The organism is Micromonospora cathayae (genome assembly GCF_028993575.1).
In the GTDB taxonomy this organism is placed as follows: Bacteria; Actinomycetota; Actinomycetes; order Mycobacteriales; family Micromonosporaceae; genus Micromonospora; species Micromonospora cathayae.
In genome coordinates, this window is the sequence record NZ_CP118615.1 from 4,314,973 (window position 1) to 4,331,758 (window position 16,786).

General features: G+C 72.5%; 12 protein-coding genes. 9 read left to right on the plus strand and 3 right to left on the minus strand.

All coding sequences use genetic code 11. From position 1 onward, the window contains the following. Positions 1–134 precede the first annotated feature (134 nt). Positions 135–1,037, minus strand: coding sequence for a helix-turn-helix transcriptional regulator (locus PVK37_RS19715; protein ID WP_275029000.1), 903 nt, complete (start codon positions 1,035–1,037; stop codon positions 135–137). Positions 1,038–1,191: 154 nt separating this feature from the next. Between PVK37_RS19715 and PVK37_RS19720 the strand changes: the two genes are divergently transcribed. Together PVK37_RS19720 and PVK37_RS19725 are read left to right on the plus strand one after the other, a co-directional pair. After that, positions 1,192–2,211, plus strand: coding sequence for a zinc-dependent alcohol dehydrogenase family protein (locus PVK37_RS19720; RefSeq protein WP_275029002.1), 1,020 nt, complete (start codon positions 1,192–1,194; stop codon positions 2,209–2,211). Positions 2,212–2,290: 79 nt separating this feature from the next. Next, complete coding sequence (locus PVK37_RS19725; protein ID WP_275029003.1) at positions 2,291–2,800, plus strand: cyclophilin-like fold protein; 510 nt, start codon at positions 2,291–2,293, stop codon at positions 2,798–2,800. 35 nt (positions 2,801–2,835) lie between these two features. Here PVK37_RS19725 and PVK37_RS19730 read toward each other — a convergent pair whose 3' ends face one another. Further along, positions 2,836–3,510, minus strand: coding sequence for a GbsR/MarR family transcriptional regulator (locus PVK37_RS19730; RefSeq protein ID WP_275029004.1), 675 nt, complete (start codon positions 3,508–3,510; stop codon positions 2,836–2,838). 177 nt (positions 3,511–3,687) lie between these two features. Between PVK37_RS19730 and PVK37_RS19735 the strand changes: the two genes are divergently transcribed. The 6 genes from PVK37_RS19735 to PVK37_RS19760 all read left to right on the plus strand — a co-directional run bounded on the left by PVK37_RS19735 (position 3,688) and on the right by PVK37_RS19760 (position 10,771). Next, positions 3,688–4,893, plus strand: a complete 1,206-nt coding sequence (locus PVK37_RS19735) for a cytochrome P450 (protein ID WP_275029006.1) — start codon at positions 3,688–3,690, stop codon at positions 4,891–4,893. A 15-nt stretch (positions 4,894–4,908) separates the two neighbouring features. Then, positions 4,909–5,094 (plus strand): ferredoxin, encoded by a 186-nt coding sequence (locus PVK37_RS19740; protein WP_275035181.1) that lies wholly within the window; start codon positions 4,909–4,911, stop codon positions 5,092–5,094. Between the two features lie 252 nt (positions 5,095–5,346). Then, positions 5,347–7,593, plus strand: a complete 2,247-nt coding sequence (locus PVK37_RS19745; protein ID WP_275029007.1) for a hypothetical protein — start codon at positions 5,347–5,349, stop codon at positions 7,591–7,593. 342 nt (positions 7,594–7,935) lie between these two features. After that, on the plus strand, positions 7,936–8,745 hold the full coding sequence (locus PVK37_RS19750; protein ID WP_275035182.1) for a (Fe-S)-binding protein: 810 nt from the start codon (positions 7,936–7,938) through the stop codon (positions 8,743–8,745). Continuing rightward, positions 8,742–10,172: a lactate utilization protein B gene (locus tag PVK37_RS19755; protein ID WP_275029009.1), complete on the plus strand. Its 1,431-nt coding sequence runs from the start codon at positions 8,742–8,744 to the stop codon at positions 10,170–10,172. The genes PVK37_RS19750 and PVK37_RS19755 overlap by 4 nt, the downstream gene beginning before the upstream one ends. Continuing rightward, complete coding sequence (locus tag PVK37_RS19760) at positions 10,169–10,771, plus strand: LutC/YkgG family protein (RefSeq protein ID WP_275029011.1); 603 nt, start codon at positions 10,169–10,171, stop codon at positions 10,769–10,771. Before PVK37_RS19755 ends, PVK37_RS19760 begins: the two co-directional genes overlap by 4 nt. Positions 10,772–10,941: 170 nt before the next feature. On the opposite strand, the gene PVK37_RS19765 is transcribed toward PVK37_RS19760, so the two are convergent. Continuing rightward, positions 10,942–15,342 carry a S8 family serine peptidase gene (locus tag PVK37_RS19765; RefSeq protein WP_275029012.1) on the minus strand — a complete coding sequence of 1,467 codons (4,401 nt, stop codon included), beginning with the start codon at positions 15,340–15,342 and terminating at the stop codon, positions 10,942–10,944. Between the two features lie 673 nt (positions 15,343–16,015). Between PVK37_RS19765 and PVK37_RS19770 the strand changes: the two genes are divergently transcribed. Beyond that, positions 16,016–16,735, plus strand: a complete 720-nt coding sequence (locus tag PVK37_RS19770) for a FadR/GntR family transcriptional regulator (RefSeq protein WP_275029013.1) — start codon at positions 16,016–16,018, stop codon at positions 16,733–16,735. Positions 16,736–16,786: the final 51 nt, after the last annotated feature.

The window sequence follows — 16,786 nt, forward strand, 5'->3', positions numbered from 1 at the left end:
CCCGATAGTTTCCGGGCTGCGGGAGTCGCGCGGCACTCCTGGAGGCACCGGGCACGGTGACGCGGGTTCGTGGCGTGAGCCGACCGGACGGCCCCGGCGGTGGGTGTGCCGGCAGGCGATGGCCGGCCGCGCGGTCAGCTGGTGCCTCCCTCGGCGAGCGCGTTCCGGGGCTCGGTGTCCGCTTCGTGGGAGGCGGCCCAGGAGGCGAGCAGGCGCAGCGCGTCCTCGGAGGGGGAGCCGGGTTCGGCGGTGTAGATGGTGAGGGTGAGGCCGGGCTCGGCGGCCATCTCCAGTCCCTCGTAGGCGAGGGTGAGGTCACCGACGATGTGGTGGTGGTAGTTCTTGGCGCCGGTGCCGTGGTGGCGGACGTTGTGGGCGCCCCAGCGCCGGCGGAACTCGTCGCTGCGGGTGGAGAGTTCACCGACGAGGTCGTGGAGGTCCTTGTCGCGGGGGTCGCGGCCGGCTTCGGTGCGCAGGATGGCGACGCAGATGTCGGCGGCGAGGTCCCACTCCGGGTAGAAGCGGTGGGCGTGGTCGTCGAGGAAGGTGAACCGGGCGATGTTGGCGGGGCGTTGCGGCTGGGCGTACACCTCGGCGTAGAAGGCGCGGGCGAGCCGGTTCGCGGCGAGCAGGTCCATCCGGCCGTTGCGGACGAAGGCGGGCCCGGCGGTGACGGCGTCGAGGGCCCACTGCAGGCTGGGGCGTACCGACCACTGCCTGGTGCTGCGGCGGCGGGGACGCATCAGGGCGGCGGTGCCGTCGGCGGCCTGGGCGAGGTCGAACAGGTGGGCCCGTTCGGCGTCGTCGAGTTGCAGCGCACGGGCCACGGCGTTCAGGACCGACGGGGACACCCCGGCAAGCGCGCCGCGTTCGAGTTTCGAGTAGTACTCGATGCTCACGCCGGCCAGGGTGGCGACCTCGCTGCGGCGCAGGCCGGGGACCCGCCGGTTGCCGCCGGCGGGTAGGCCGGCCTGCGCCGGGCTGATCTTGGCGCGCCGCGAGACGAGGAACTCGCGGACCTCGGTGCGGTTGTCCATGCCCCGACCGTACGTGGCGGATCAGGCCCGAGGGGTGCCCTGTCGGTACACCCTTCCGCAGGAACTCCCTGACCGGGTCCAGCCGGAGTTAGCTGGGCGGCGACGAGCGGCCTGAGTGCCGGTGACGGACGCTGAACGAGGAGACACGAGAATCGTGCTGGGAGCTGTCATGTACGCGGCGGGCGACGTCCGCGTGGAGGAGCGCGAACGCCCCACCGTCGTCAACCCCACCGACGCGGTCATCCGACTCTCCGCGACCTGCGTCTGCGGATCCGACCTGTGGCCGTGGCGGGGGGCCGATCCGGTCACCCGCCCCACCCCGATGGGCCACGAGTACGTCGGCGTCGTCGAGGAGGTCGGCGACGCGGTGCGCAACGTCAAGGTCGGCGACTTCGTCATCGGATCGTTCTTCGCCTCCGACAACACCTGCGAGATCTGCCGCGCCGGTTACCAGACCTCCTGCGTCCACCGGGAGTTCGTCGCCGGCGGGGCCCAGGCGGAGTACCTGCGGGTACCGCTGGCGGACGGCACGCTGGTCGCCACGCCCGGCATGCCCGAGCCGGACCTGGTTCCGTCGTTGCTGGCCGCGTCCGACGTGCTGGGCACCGGCTGGTTCGGTGCGGTGGCCGCGCAGGTCGGGCCGGGCAGGACCGTCGCCGTCGTCGGCGACGGGGCGGTCGGCCTGCTCGGTGTGCTGGCGGCCCGGCAGCTCGGCGCGGCGCGGATCATCGCGATGAGCCGGTACGAGTCGCGGCAGAAGCTCGCCCTGGAGTTCGGCGCGACCGACCTCGTCACCGAGCGCGGCGACGAGGGGGTGGCCCGGATCAGGGAACTCACCGACGGGCTCGGCGCCCACTCGGTGATCGAGGCGGTCGGCACCCAGGAGTCGATGATGCAGGCCATCCGGGCCACCCGCGCCGGTGGTCACGTCGGATTCGTCGGCGTCTCGCACGGTGTGGAGCTGCCCGGGGAGGAGCTGTTCTTCTCGCACGTGCACCTGCACGGCGGCCCGGCCCCGGTGCGCCGGTTCCTGCCCGAGCTGATCCGGCTCGTCTGGGACCGCGAGATCGACCCGGGTCGGGTCTTCGACCTGGAACTGCCGCTCAGCGAGGCCGCCGAGGGGTACCGGGCCATGGACGAGCGTCGCGCGATCAAAGTGCTGCTGCGCCCCTGACGCCTACCGACCCCGTCGTCACCTGGCCGGCGCCCGACGCCCGCTGACCGCGCGCACCCGCACGCAAGGAGGATCATCTGTGACCAAGCCGTTCTCCGTCGTCGGACCCCTGCTGTCGGTGCTGGCCCTGGCAGCCTGCACGACGCCCGGTGGCGGCGGCGCGTCCGCCTCGTCGCCGCCGTCCGACGCGGCACGCAGCGGACCGGCCGGTGGCGCAGACCGGACCACCGGTACGGTCGTCCGGTTCGCCACGTCGACCGCGTCGGTCGACGTGACGATCGGTGCGGACAACCCCGCCGTGCGGGACTTCCTCGGCATGCTGCCGCTGACCGTCGAAGTGGAGGAGTTCGCGGGCAAGGAGAAGATCGTCCGTCTGCCGCGCGAACTGCGGCACGAGGGTGCACCGGGTTCGGATCCCGAGGACGGCGACCTGATCTACTTCGTCCCCTGGGGCAACCTCGGCTTCTACTACGACGCCTCCGGGATCGGCTACTCCGACCAGACGATCCACCTCGGCACCTATCAGGCGACCCGGGCGGAACTGGCCCGGCTCGAGGGACAGCGGGTCACCGTCGCGGTGGTGGACTGAAACCGTCCGCTGAGGGAGACGTAGCGGTCGTCGCCTCACGCCAGGAGGGCGCGCCAGCGTTCGGCCGACTCGACCCCGTCCAGGCTGACCCGCTCCAGGAACGCCCCGGCCCTGGTCAGCCGTTGCCCGACCGGGCTGTCGGGTCCGCACGCCCGGGCAGCCGCCAGCGCGGCCTGCGCCGCGTCGAGGGTCTGCCGTGCGCCGAGCACGACGGAGTGGTACCAGGCCCCGTCGTCGAGCACGTAGACGTCGTGTCGTCGACCCGGCTCGCGTTCACGGCGTACGTACCCGTGCTGGACCAGGTAGTTCACGGCCACGGAGACCGACGCCGGGCTGACCCGCAACCGGCGGGCCAACTCGGCCGCGGTGCGTCTGCCGTCCTCGGACAGCAGCAGGTCGACGTGTACGCGCGCGGTGGTCCTCGGTAGTCCGGTCCGGACCGCCAGCTCGATGATCTCCTCGCCCACGGTGTCCGGCGGGGGACCGGCCACGGCCGGGGCGGTCGGGGCGCCACGTCGGGCGCGCTGGGCGGTCGTCCGGTGTGCGCGCTGGGGCTGGTAGTGGCCGGGGCCGCCGTTGCGGCCGACCTCCCGGCTGATCGTGGAGGTGGGCCGGCCGAGTCGCCGCGCGATCTCGGCGTAGGAGAGCCCGCCGCTGAGTCCGACCGCGATGCGCAGCCGGTCCTGCTGGGTCAACCGTCCTCCTGGCATGCCGTCAGTATTGCCTTCGCTCTCAGTCATTGCAACGCCGTGTTGCATTCGCGGGCAGTGTCATTGCATCAATTAGTGCGCCTTGAGCTGGGCAGATGCCTTTCCCCGGATTGACACCTTTTCCCGAAGCTCCGTAGCGTTCGATGAACACGAAACGCCCTGGGAAGAGGAATGGTCATGGGTGAACCCCCGCACGTGGTGACGACGATGCCGACGACGCGCCGGCCCGGCTGCCCCTTCGACCCGCCGGCGGAGCTGGTCGACGCCCGCCGGCACGGCCCCATCAGCCGCTACCCCTTCCCCGGCGGCGTGCCCGGCTGGTTGATCACCGGATACGACCTGGTCAGGTCGGTACTGGCCGACCCCCGGTTCAGTTCCCGCCGAGAACTCATGCGCCACCCGACGATCGACTACGGAGACATCGAGATCCCGCCGGCACCACCCGGCGAGTTCCTCCTCATGGACGAGCCCCGGCACGGCCGCTACCGGAAACCGCTGATGGGGAAGTTCACCGTACGGCGGATGCGGCTGCTCACCGAACGCGTCGAGCAGATCACCGCCGAGCACCTGGACGCCATGGAGCAGGCCGGACCGCCGACGGACCTGGTGACCGCGTTCGCCAGACCCGTCCCGGCCATCATGATCTGTGAACTGCTCGGGGTGCCCTACCAGGACCGAGGGTCCTTCCAGGAACAGGTCGACTCGTTCATGAACGGCGAGACCAGTGACGAGGATCTGATCGCGGCCTACACCTCGACCCAGGACTATCTGGCGGAGCTGGTGGCCGCCAAGCGCGCGAACCCCACCGACGACGTGCTCAGTGACCTCACCGACAGCGATCTGACCGACGAGGAACTCCGGGGGATCGCCCTCATCCTGCTGGCCGCAGGGCTCGACACCACCGCGAACATGCTCGCCCTGGGCACCTTCGCGTTGCTGCGCCACCCGGAGCAGTTGGCGGCGCTGCGCACCAATCCCACCCTCGCCGACCGGGCCGTGGAGGAACTGCTGCGGTACCTCACCGTCGCCAAGACGTTCCTGCGGACGGCGCTGGAGGACGTCGAGGTGGGCGGCCACACCGTCAGGGCCGGCTCACCGGTGATCCTGTCGTACCACACCGCCAACCGCGACCCCGACCGCTTCGCCGATCCCCACACCCTCGACCTGCGCCGGCAGGACGGCGGACACCTGGCCTTCGGGCACGGCATCCACCAGTGCCTGGGCCAGCAGTTGGCCCGCGTCGAGCTGCGGGTCGCGCTCCCCGCCCTGGTCACCCGGTTCCCGACGCTCCGGCTGGCGGTACCGCCGGAGCAGGTCGCGCTGCGCCCGGAGACCGCGGACATCTACGGGGTGAAGTCCCTCCCGGTCACCTGGGACGGGTGAGCCGTGCGGGTCACCGTGGACGCCCGGCGCTGCATCGGTTCGGGAATGTGCGTGTTGACAGCCGACGAGGTGTTCGACCAGGACGCCGACGGCCGGGCGGTCGTGCTGCGGCCCGAGCCGCCCGCCGCGACCCGGGACGCGGTCCGGGCGGCCGTCGAGCTGTGCCCCGCCGCGGCGATCGGCCTGTCGACCGACCGGTGAACCCGGGACGAGCTGAGGGGAGCGCTCGTCCGTCCGGGTGGCCAGCCGGCGCGGGCGGGTGCGCCCGACGCAGGCGTCGGGCCTGCCGGTGCCGGTGGGCTGCCGGTAGGGACACCCGGCCGGCCGCCGGGAGGTGGTTCTTCGGCGAATCGGCCACCGGGCCGCCGCCCGGCTCACTACCGTGAACCGGGATCGGTGGTGGCCGGAAGGCGGGCGTTGACGCGCGAGGTGGTCGAACTTCGGGTACACGGGGTGTCCGGCACGTCCGCGGAGACGTTGCTCGACCACCCGGTGGTGATCCGGGTGGCCGGCGACGACAACGCCGGCTTCTACCGGCCCCGCCCCGGGTTCGGACCCGGCACCGGCCCGGGCGGGCTGCTGATCGAGGCGTACCGCTGGGGAGCGTTGACGGCGGGTAGCGCGGTGCGGACCCTGTCGCTGCTGTTCCTGCTGCCGTTCATGCTGGTCAACCTGGCCGTGTGGACCCGGCCGCCGACCGGCGGGACCGGTGGGATCATCGGTCCGGTCTGCCGCCTGTTGGCCGCCACCCTGACCGCCGCGTTCGTGCTGTCGATCGTCGGCGTGAGCGTCGACCTGGTCGGTTGGCAGTGCGTGCCCTATCACCCCTGCATCCGCGGCCGTGGCTATCTGAGCTGGCTGGCACACCTGCCGCTGGGGCCGCGGCTGGCGCTGCTCGCGCTCGTGCCGATCGCCGCGCTGCGCCTGCTCTGGTGGCTCGGTGCCCGCTCCTCGCGGGCGTTCGAGGCGTTCCCGGCCGACAGCGGACAGGAACGGACCGGGGGCGGGGAGGACCGGATCGACCGCCCCGGTTTCTGGAACGACGTCCTCGTGGTGCAGCGGCTGCGCGCCATCCACGTCGCGGTCGGCGTCGGTGTGCTCGACGTGATACTGCTCGGCGCGCAGATCCGTCTCCGTCCCACCACGGTCGCGTACGTGCTTCTCGTGTCCGCCTGCGGACTGCTCGCCGCCTGCGTCCTGCTGCTCTGTCTGCCCGCCCGACGGTCGGAGGCCGGGCCGGGCCGTGGACCGGTCGACCTGCGGGGCATCCGGACGCTACGGAGGTACTCGACCACGCTCACCGTGCTGGCTCTCGCCTACACCGTGGTGCCGCTGGAACCGCAACCGCCCCGCGCGCAACTGCCCGGCTACGAGGGCATGGTGGCCGGGCTGATCGCGATGCAGGCCGCGCTGCTGGTCGTGCTCACCGCCACCACCCTGCACCAGCGCAGACGTAGCGCCGACCCGGCCGCCATCTGGCTGGGCGGTCTCGCCTCCCCGGTGCTCGCCGCCGCCGCGGTGGCCGCCGCGTACGGGTTCTCGGCCGCGCTGGTCTACCGGGTCGCCGACTTCCTCGACCGGGCGGAGATCCCCAACCCGGCCCGGCCCAACGTGGCCGGCGCGCCGCCGTTGGAACCGCCGGTCTCCTACCGCTGGGCGGCGCTGACCGGCCTGGTGGCGGTCCTGCTGGTCGCGGTGACCGCGCTCTGGCGGATCGTGGTGACCCGACACCGCCGACGGCGGGCGGCCGAGGAGGTCGTCCGTCGGGACTTCCCCGATCCGCCACCCGAGGCGTTGCCCCGGCTGGCCGCCGTCCGGGAGGTGGTCGCCCGGGCCGCGGTCGCCGAGAAACTCGGCTCGGTTTTCGTGGTGTTCCTGGTGCTGTCGCTGCTCGGCGTGCTCGCGGTCGCCCTGGACCTCTTCGGCATCGGACCGTCGAAGTTGAGCACCATCCTGTCCGGCACCAACGGCTCGGCCAGCAGCGTCCTGGCCGTCGTCACGGATGTCGGAATGTACGTCATCGGGCTGGTCGCGGTCGGGGTGCTGGTGCTCGGACTGTTCTCCTACCGGTCGGAGGACACCCGCCGTACCGTGGCGGTGATCTGGGACCTGGGCACCTTCTGGCCGCGTACGGTGCACCCGTTCGCGCCACCCTGCTACGCCGAGCGCGCGGTGCCGGAACTCGCCAAGCGGGTCGCCGGGCTGACCGGCGGGGGTGGGGTGATCATGTCCGGGCACAGCCACGGCTCGGTTCTGGCTGCCGCGACCCTGCTCCAGTTGCCGGCGGAGGTGCTGTCCAGGGTGGCGCTGCTGACGCACGGCAGCCCGCTGCACCGGATCTACGCCCGGCTCTGCCCGGCCTTCCTCGGTGATTCGGTCCTGTACGAGCTGGGCGACCGGATCGGTTGGCGGTGGGTGAACCTGTGGCGGGACACCGACCCGGTCGGTGGCCCGCTCTTCTCCACCCACCGGCCGGACGAGCCGGCCGCGGTGCCGGGGCCGGCGGGCACCGTCGACCGGCGGCTGCGCGACCCACGGGCGATCGTCGTCGACCCGGAAGACACCGTCCCGCCGCCGATCCAGCAGCACTGGCCCTACCACACGGACGAGGCGTACGCGGCGGCCGTGCGCGAGCTGGCGGCCCGACTCGACCAGCCCGGCCCGGTACCCGGGCACCGGGCCGACGTCCGTGGCGGTTAGCGGTCAGACCCGGTGTCCGGCGACACCCGCGCGTCGTGGGCGCGGGGAGCGACCGCCGCCGCGCCGCCCGGTCCACCCCCACGCCCTACGAGGAGGCCCGCCACGCGTCGCTCCGCCAGTCGACCGACGAGCCTGCGGGCCGCCGGTGGTCGCCGGTCCGGTCGGCCATCCGCGCTGGGTACCATCCTCGTGCCGCCCGGGGCCGCCGGGTGGTCGGCGGTGACCTGGCGGCGCTGCGCGGCCCGCCGCGCGGGACCCGGCAGCTCGTCCGGTACGAGCCGCAGGACGACCGGGTGACCGGGCGACCCGGCGGGCCGCGGAGGAACGGATGGGTGGTGGATGATGCGCGTCGCGCTGTTCGTGACCTGCCTGGCCGACACCATGGTCCCGCAGGCGGCGGTGGCGACGGTGCGGCTGCTGGAGCGCCTCGGCCACGAGGTGGTGTTCCCGGAGGACCAGACGTGCTGCGGGCAGATGCACGTCAACACCGGCTACCCGGACGACGCGCTGCGGCTGGTCCGCCGGCACGTGCGGGTCTTCGCCCCGTACGACGTGGTGGTGGCCCCGTCCGGCTCGTGCGTCGGCTCGGTACGGCACCAGCACGCCATGGTGGCCCGGCGGGCGGGTGACGAACGGTTGGCCGTCCGGGCCGAGGACGTCGCCAGCAGAACGTACGAGCTGTCCGAGTTCCTCGTCGACGTCCTCGGGGTCACCGACGTGGGCGCGTACTACCCGCACCGGGTGACGTACCACCCGACCTGCCACTCGCTGCGCATGCTGCGGGTGGGGGACCGGCCGCTGCGGCTGCTGCGCGCGGTACGCGGCCTGGACCTGGTGGAGCTGCCGGAGGCGGAGCAGTGCTGCGGCTTCGGCGGCACCTTCGCGGTGAAGAACGCCGACACCTCCACGGCGATGCTCGCCGACAAGATGCGCAACGTGCTGACCACCCGGGCCGACGTGTGCACCGCCGGTGACGCGTCCTGCCTGATGCACATCGGCGGCGGGCTGTCCCGGCTGCGGGCCGGCGTGCGGACCGTGCACCTGGCCGAGATCCTGGCCAGCACCGAGGCGGAGCCGGCCGGCGGGGCGGTCGCCACCATGCCCGGCGTACCGTGCCGCCCGGACGCACCGAACCCCGGAGGTACCCGATGACCCGCACGTTCCTCGGCATGCCGGCCACCGCGCCGCCCGGCGTCGGGCACCTGCGCGGTGACGAGCCGTTCCCGGCCGCCGCCCGGCGGGCCCTCTCCGACGCCCAACTGCGCCGCAACCTCGGCCACGCCACCGCCACCATCCGCGCCAGGTCGGGGGCGGTGATCGACGAGGTGCCCGACTGGCCGCAGCTGCGCGCCGCGGCCCGGGCGGTCAAGACCGACACCATGGCCCGGCTGCCCGAGCTGCTGGAGCAGCTGGAGACGGCGGTGACCCGGGCCGGCGGGACGGTGCACTGGGCCGCCGACGCGGTCGAGGCGAACCGGATCGTCACCGACCTGGTCCGGGCCGCCGGCGCGGACCGGGTGATGAAGGTCAAGTCGATGGCCACCCAGGAGATCGGTCTCAACGAGGCCCTGGCCGCCGCCGGGATCGAACCGGTCGAGACCGACCTCGCCGAGCTGATCGTCCAGCTCGGCGACGACCGGCCGAGCCACATCCTGGTGCCGGCGATCCACCGCAACCGGGCCGAGATCCGGGAGATCTTCCTGCGGGCCATGCCGGGCGTCGACCCGACGATCAGTGACGAGCCGGCGGCGCTGGCCGCCGCCGCCCGTCGACACCTGCGGGAGACGTTCCTGAGTACCCGGGTGGCGGTGTCCGGGGCGAACTTCGCCGTCGCCGAGACCGGCGCCCTCGCCGTCGTCGAGTCCGAGGGCAACGGGCGGATGTGCCTCACCCTGCCGGAGACCCTGATCACCGTCATGGGTATCGAGAAGGTCGTCCCGACCTGGCGTGACCTGGAGATCTTCCTGCAACTGCTGCCCCGCGCGTCGACCGGGGAGCGGATGAACCCGTACACGTCGATGTGGACCGGGGTGACGCCGGGCGACGGCCCGCAGGCGTTCCACCTGGTGCTGCTGGACAACGGCCGCAGCGCGGTGCTCGCCGACCCGGTCGGCCGGCAGGCGCTGCACTGCATCCGCTGCTCGGCCTGCCTCAACGTCTGCCCGGTGTACGAGCGCACCGGCGGGCACGCGTACGGGTCCGTCTACCCGGGGCCGATCGGCGCGGTGCTCTCCCCGCAGCTGACCGGGGTGGACGACAACGCCTCCCTGCCGTACGCCTCCACGCTCTGCGGGGCCTGCTACGACGCCTGCCCGGTGATGATCGACATCCCGTCCATCCTGGTGCACCTGCGTGGCCAGGCCCCGCACCCGCGGGCCGAGGCGACGGCGATGGCCGCCGCCGCGTACACGATGGACCATCCGGCGCTGTACGCGGCCGCGCAGCGCGCCGCGAAGCTGAGCCGGCTCGCCGGCCCGCGCGGGCGCGGCCTGCCACCGCCGCTGTCCGGCTGGACGGCCAGCCGGGACCTGCCGGAGCCACCGGCGGAGACGTTCCGGCAGTGGTGGGCCGACCGGTGACCGCCCGCGACCTGGTCCTCGGCCGGCTCCGGGCCGCGCTCGGCGAGCCGCGGCCGACGCCGGCCGAGGTGCCCCGGGAGTACCGTCCCGCCGGTGCCGTCGCCGTCGACCTGGACGTACTGGTGGACCGGCTCACCGACTACCGGGCCACCGTGCACCGGTGCCCGGACGGCGACGTCGCCCGGGTCGTCGGCGAGGTGCTCGGCGGCCGGCGGGTGGTGGTGCCGGCCGGGCTGCCGCCGCACTGGCTGCCGTCCGGCGTCGACGTCGTGGTGGACCATGACCTCGACGTGGCGCAGCTCGCCACGGTCGACGGGGTGGTCACCGGGGCGGCCGTGGCCGTCGCCGAGACCGGCACCATCGTGCTCGACGCGGCCCCGGACCAGGGCCGCCGGATCATCACGCTCCTGCCCGACGTGCACGTGTGCGTGCTGCGGGCCGACCAGGTGGTGGCCACCGTGCCGGACGCCCTCGCCCGCGTCGCCCGGCACCGGCCGTTGACCTGGATCAGCGGTCCCTCCGCCACCAGCGACATCGAACTCGACCGGGTCGAGGGCGTGCACGGCCCCCGCAACCTGCACGTGGTCCTCACGGACTGAGCGCCGCCGGCCCCGGGCCCCGACGGACGGCTCCGGCCCCGCACCGATGGACGGACGGGGCTCCGGCCCGGGACGGACGGCTCGGGGCCCGTTCTGATGGCCGGACGAACGGGTCCGGCCCCGCCCGGACGAACCGGGCGGGGCCGGAGTGCGTCAGCCGACGCTACGCGTCAGCAGCCGGTGGCGGACAGGTTGAAGTCCTCCACCGTCGGGGTGCTGGTGTTGAGCCGCGTCTGGCGGGTCTGCGGCTTCCACCCGTCCTTCGCGACGATCAACGTCAGCGGGTTGTTCCGTCGGTCCATCCAGTAGGCGTACTTGCCCGCCTCGTCGGTCTGGAAGGTGTACGACGACGCCCACGAGTCCACCTGCACGGTCGCACCCGCGATCGGCGCGGTGGCGCCCTGGCAGCTGGTGCCGGTGACCGTACCGGTCAGCTTCGCCCAGGTGGTCGGCGGCTGCACCACCATGGTGACGTCGACCGCGGGGACGGCGTACGGGGTGTTCTCCCCGATGGTGACCGCCGCGGAGTACGTGCCCGGCTGGTCGACGCTCGCGGTCAGCCCGACGGTGACGGTGACCACCTCACCGGGGGCCAGGGTGACCTCCGACTTGTCGACCGTCAGCCAGCTGACGTCGGCGGCTGCCGTGGAGCAGCCCTCGAAACCGGGCAGCGTCTCGCTGTCCGGGGTGGCCGTGAAGCCACCCGAGGAGCCGCCCACCTTGTAGAACCCGCACGCCGCGCCGCCCCGGTAGCGGGCGTTGTTGGCGTTGGGCAGGGCGGACCAGGTGTTGCCGGCCGGGTCGTAGGAGAACCCGGCGTTGGTGATCGCCCCGTTCTGCGAACCACCGACCACCAGCAGCTTGCCGTTCGCGGTCGCGTACGCGCTGGCCCAGCTGGTCGCGGGAGCGTCGGCGATCGCCGTCCAGCCGCCGCTGCCCGGGGTGAGGGCGTAGCCGACCTTCTGCGGGTTCGTGCCGTCGTTGCCGCCGGTGCAGTACACCGTCCCGTCGATGCCGCCGCAGGAGGCGAAGGCGACCGACTTCGGGTAGTCGGGCAGCGCCTCCCAGCGGTCACCCGCCGGGTCGTACGCGACCACGTCGTCGGCCATCGGCGTGCAGCTGGCGGTGGTGCAACCACCGATCGCCAGCAGCTTGCCGCCGACCACCGCCTGACCGGCGGCCGACCGCGGGGCCGGGTTGTTGGCCAGCACCGCCCACGCGTTCGTCGCCGGGTCGTACGACCAGGTGGCGGGGGACGGCCCGGACGGGCCCCAACCGCCGGTGGCGATGATCTTCCCGCCGATGACGCCGACGGTCATGGCGTTGCGTGCCTCGGGCAGGTCGGCGATCGCCGTCCAGGCCTGGGTGGCCGGGTCGTAGACGTGGTTCTTCTTCGACGACGCGGTGCCGTTGCCGCCGCCGATCGAGTACACCTTGCCGCCCAGGGTGACCACCGCGTTGTCCATCACGACGCTCGGGTGGTCGGCGATGTCCGTCCACGGCGCGGCCTGCGGGCCGGCCGCCGCCGGCATCACCCCGGTGCCCATCCGCGAGGCCGCCGCGAACGACGTCGGGGCGGTGAGCCGGACCAGCGGCGCGCCGGTCGACGCCAGGATCTGCTCCTTGGTGATCCGCGACCCGTCGGCGCGCAGCAGCTCGAAGCCCTTGTCCTGCTCACCGAACGTGACGTCGACCGGTGCTCCGCCGGTGTTGGTCACCGTGAAGGACTTGGTGGTCTTGCCGGTGGGCATCCGGAGCGTGGCGGAGACCGAGGCCGGCTTCACCGCCAGCCGGCCCGCGGCCAGCTGGAAGGTCGCGGCGGTCGCCCAGTCGGCCTCGACGTCGACCGACTTGCGCTGGCTGACGTAGCTGGCCGCCTTGGCGGTGAACGGGTGCGGGCCGGTCAGCGACGAGAACATCCAGTAGAAGCCGTCCGCCAGCCCGGTGTCGTCCGGGGTCGCCACGGTGGTGGTCGTCTCCGCCGGACGGTCGTCGCTGGTCACGGTGGCCCCGTTGACGTAACCGTTGGTGTTCTTGTCCTTGACGTGACCGAAGACCAGGCCACCACTGACCGGCTGGCAGACGATCCTGCTGCCGATCAGGACGTTGTCGACCTGCCACCACCAGTCGTAGGAGCCGCCGAAGTAGTGGAACCGCACCTGCACCCGCGACTGGCCGGCGGCCTGCGGGATCGGCACCTCGGTCACCTTCGGTCCCCGGACGTCCGCGGTCTGCTTGAGCACGTTCGTCCAGGTCGCGCCGCCGTCGATGCTGACGTCGACGTCGGCCTGCTCGCCGCCGAGGTGGTTGAAGTCCTGGTTGAACCGGACCACCGGCGCGGTGACGCCGGTCAGGTCGACGATCGGGCTGACCAGCGAGGTGTCCTGCTGCTTGCCGGTGCCGTACTCGTCACTGTCGATGATGGCGAAGCCGCCCGCGCCGCCGGTCAGGTTGCCGCGCGCGCCCGGGTCGTTGAACTGCCAGACGTACCCGCTGTTGATGTTGTCGACCACCGTCCAGCCGGCGGGCGTCGTCGTACCGTCGAAGGTCTCGTACACGCCGTCCGAGCCGTTGCGGTACCCGGGGGCGAGGGAGCAGGAGTCGCTCTTCACCGGCACGTCGACGTTGGCGACCACGTTGCCCGAACCGACCACCACGTCCTTGGTCACGGTCTGGTAGCCCGGGTACTGGGCCTCCACGGTCAGCTTGTACGTCGCCCCGGCCGGCAGGGTGAGGCTGTACCTGCCGTTCGCGGGCGTGGTGTAGTCGGAGACGCCACCGCTGCCGACCACGGTCACCTTGGCGTAGAGCGGCCAACCGTGTCCGGAACCGTCGGCGACCCGGCCACTGACCGTGACCGTGGGCACCGCAGTGAGGGCCACGTTCACCGTCGTCGTCGCGCCGGTGGTCACCGTCGCCGGAACGGTCCGGCTCTGGTAGCCGTACGCCGTCACGACGGCCTGGTACTCGCCGCTGGGCAGCAGCGAGGAGTAGGTGCCGTCGGCGCCGGTGGTCAGGGTGCGGTCCGCCGGACCGGTCAGGGCGACGCTGGCGCCGCCGACCGGCTGCCCGGTGGCCGAGTCGGTGACGGTACCGGCGAGGGTGCCGGTGTCACCGATCGGCGCGGCGGCGAGCAGCGCCAGCGCGTCCAGCCGGCCCTCACCGAACACGTTGTTGTCGTCGTCGGTGCCGCCGCACTGGCTGGCCGGCGAGTCGATCGCCGAGCCGTCGAGCAGCGCCCGGGTCGCCGGGATGTCGCCGACCAGGGACGGTGCCGCCGACCAGAGCAGGGCGATCACGCCCGCCAGGTGCGGTGCGGCCATCGAGGTGCCGTTGTAGCTGGCGTAGCTGTTGCCCGGGATGCTCGACCGGACGTTGACGCCGGGGGCCGCGATGTTCGGCTTGATCTCGCCGCCCTGGCCGGCGCCCCGGCTGGAGAAGCTGGCGATGGCGTTGTTCACGTCGTACGCGCCGACGGAGTAGTTGGCGGTCCGGCTACCCGGCGATCCGCTGGTCTGGCAGGCCGAGCCGCTGTTGCCGTTGGACCAGGTGCCGAAGATGCCCGACGCGGCCCAGGCCAGCGTCACGTCCTCCATGAACGGGTCGTTCGAGGGCAGCCGGGTGCCCCAGGAGTTGTTGATGATGTTCGGCCGCTTGCTGGCGTCCGGGTTCTGGCCGTTGAGGTCGGTTGGTTCGAGCATCCACTGGCCCGACTCGACGAGCGCCGCGTCGCTGGGGCAGCAGCCGTTCGCCGCGATCCAGGTGACCTCGGGCGCGACGCCGATCTGGTTGGCACCGGCCTGACCGGCCATCGTGCCCATGGTGTGCGTGCCGTGGCCGTCGGTGTCGCAGGGGGCGGTGGCGCACTCGCCGGCCGCGTCGAACCAGTTGTAGTTGTGGTCGAACGTGCCGTCGCCGTTGTTGCCCCGGTAGGAGCCCACCAGCGCCGGGTGGTCGAACTGCACGCCGGTGTCGATGTTGGCGACCGTGATGCCGGCGCCCTTGACCCCGTACTCGGTCCAGACGTCGTCGGCGTTGATGTTGGCGATGCCCCACTCGACCGCGTTGACGGCCTTCTGGTCGGCACCGTCGGTGACCTTGGGCACCTCGTAGGCGACCGGGGCGTACAGCCCCTCGACCTCACCGTGCGCGGCGATGTCGGCGGCCATGGTCGAGGAGCCGCTGTTGACCTTGATGGCGTTGCTCGCCCAGAAGGTCTCGTACTTGACGCCGGCCTTGTCGAGCTTGGCGCGGACCTTCGCCTGGCTCTCCTCGGCGGTCTTGCGCAGCGCCGCGGCGACCGCGGTGCCGCGCTCGGTCCAGTCCTTGATCGCGCTGGCCTTGGACAGGTCCGCGCGGGGTCCGAAACGGATCCAGAAGTCCGTTTCCGCCTTGGCCTCGAACCGCTTGGTGAGCTCGGCCCGGACCTTCCCCTCCACTGCGGACGGGTCGCCGGGTGCGGCCGTCGCGCCGGAGGCGGTCGCGGCCAGTCCCGACACGGTGAGCATCAGCGCCGCACCGGCGCTGACCAGTGATCGCCCGAGGCGACCTGGTGTTACACGTCTTGACATGCGTGCTTTCTCCTAGAGAAACGATCCTGAGTTGATCGAGCCATGGTGGAGAGAGCAAAGAGGGTCTTTGTCCCTGGGTGTGCGCAGGGTGGACGGACCTCCGTGCCCGGGCACCCTGCGGGTCTACGCCAGCGGCCCGAGTCGACCCTAGGAGCAAGATGATCGCCGATCAATATGATGCCTGGCGAAACCTTAGGAAATCATTAAGGACATTGATCGCTGTCCGGAGCAAATGCGCCCAAGTGTGGGTCGCCCACGGCTGTCCGGGTGCCCGCCGCCGCCCCCGCGACCGTGAACCCGGTCGATCTGCCGGGAATCGGCCGGGGCTTCTCCCGCCTGCGTGCGGCGGGGCGGGCCGGACGGCAGTGTCGGGCATCGGGTAACCCCGGTCGCCGATACATCGGACGTGTTCCGGGCGGGTTGTCGGGCGGTGGCACGTCGACGCACACACCTTCGGCGGCAGGCGGCCCCGGGTCCGGGTCCCCGCCTGCCGGGGGCGTGCCGGCATCGACGGCCGCCGTCGGACCCGTTCCGGCCGCCGGGAACCGGATCCGGATGGCTGGCCCGGACGGGCTGCGCGGCGGGCGGAACGGTGGGTCGCTCCGACGTCCCGGTCCGCCGGATTCGCGACGGTGCTACGGGTTGCGACGCGGGATAGGGTGTAATACATCCGATGTTCGGGGCGGGAGGCGTGGTGCCGGTCACTGACGAGGCAATCGAGAAGATCAAGGCGATGATCGTCCGGGGTGAACTGGCCCCCGGCGCGCGGCTGCCCAGGGAAGCCGACCTCGCCGAGCGGCTCGGGCTGTCCCGCAACTCCCTCCGGGAGGCGGTGCGGGCGCTGTCGCTGATCCGGGTGCTCGACGTCCGCCAGGGCGACGGCACGTACGTGACCAGTCTCGCCCCCGACCTGCTGTTGGACGCGATCAGGTTCGTCGTCGACTTTCACCAGGGCGACGCGGTGCTGCAGTTCCTCGAGGTGCGCCGGGTCCTCGAACCCGCCGCGACCGAGCTGGCCGCGACCCGGATGACCGACGAGGAGATCGCGGGGCTCCGTCGGATCCTCGCCGAGCTGGGCGACTCCCCGAGTGTCGAGGCGCTGGTGGCGAACGACCTGCGGTTCCACAGTCACATCGCCGCGGGGTCGGGCAACCAGGTGTTGTGCTCGTTGATCGACGGCCTGGCCGGTCCGACCACCCGGGCCCGGATCTGGCGGGGTCTGACGCAGGAGGGGGCGTTACGCCGCACCCGGGAGCAGCACGAGGCGATCTGTGCGGCGATCGAGGCGCGGCAACCCGGCCTGGCGCGCGCCTGGGCGACCGTACACATCGCCGGGGTCGAGGAGTGGCTCCGCAACACGCTCGGCGAACCCGAATCCGAGCCCGGCAGCTGACCTGAAGCTGATCGACTCGTGTGATCATCCGATCTATTTCGGCCCGCATCC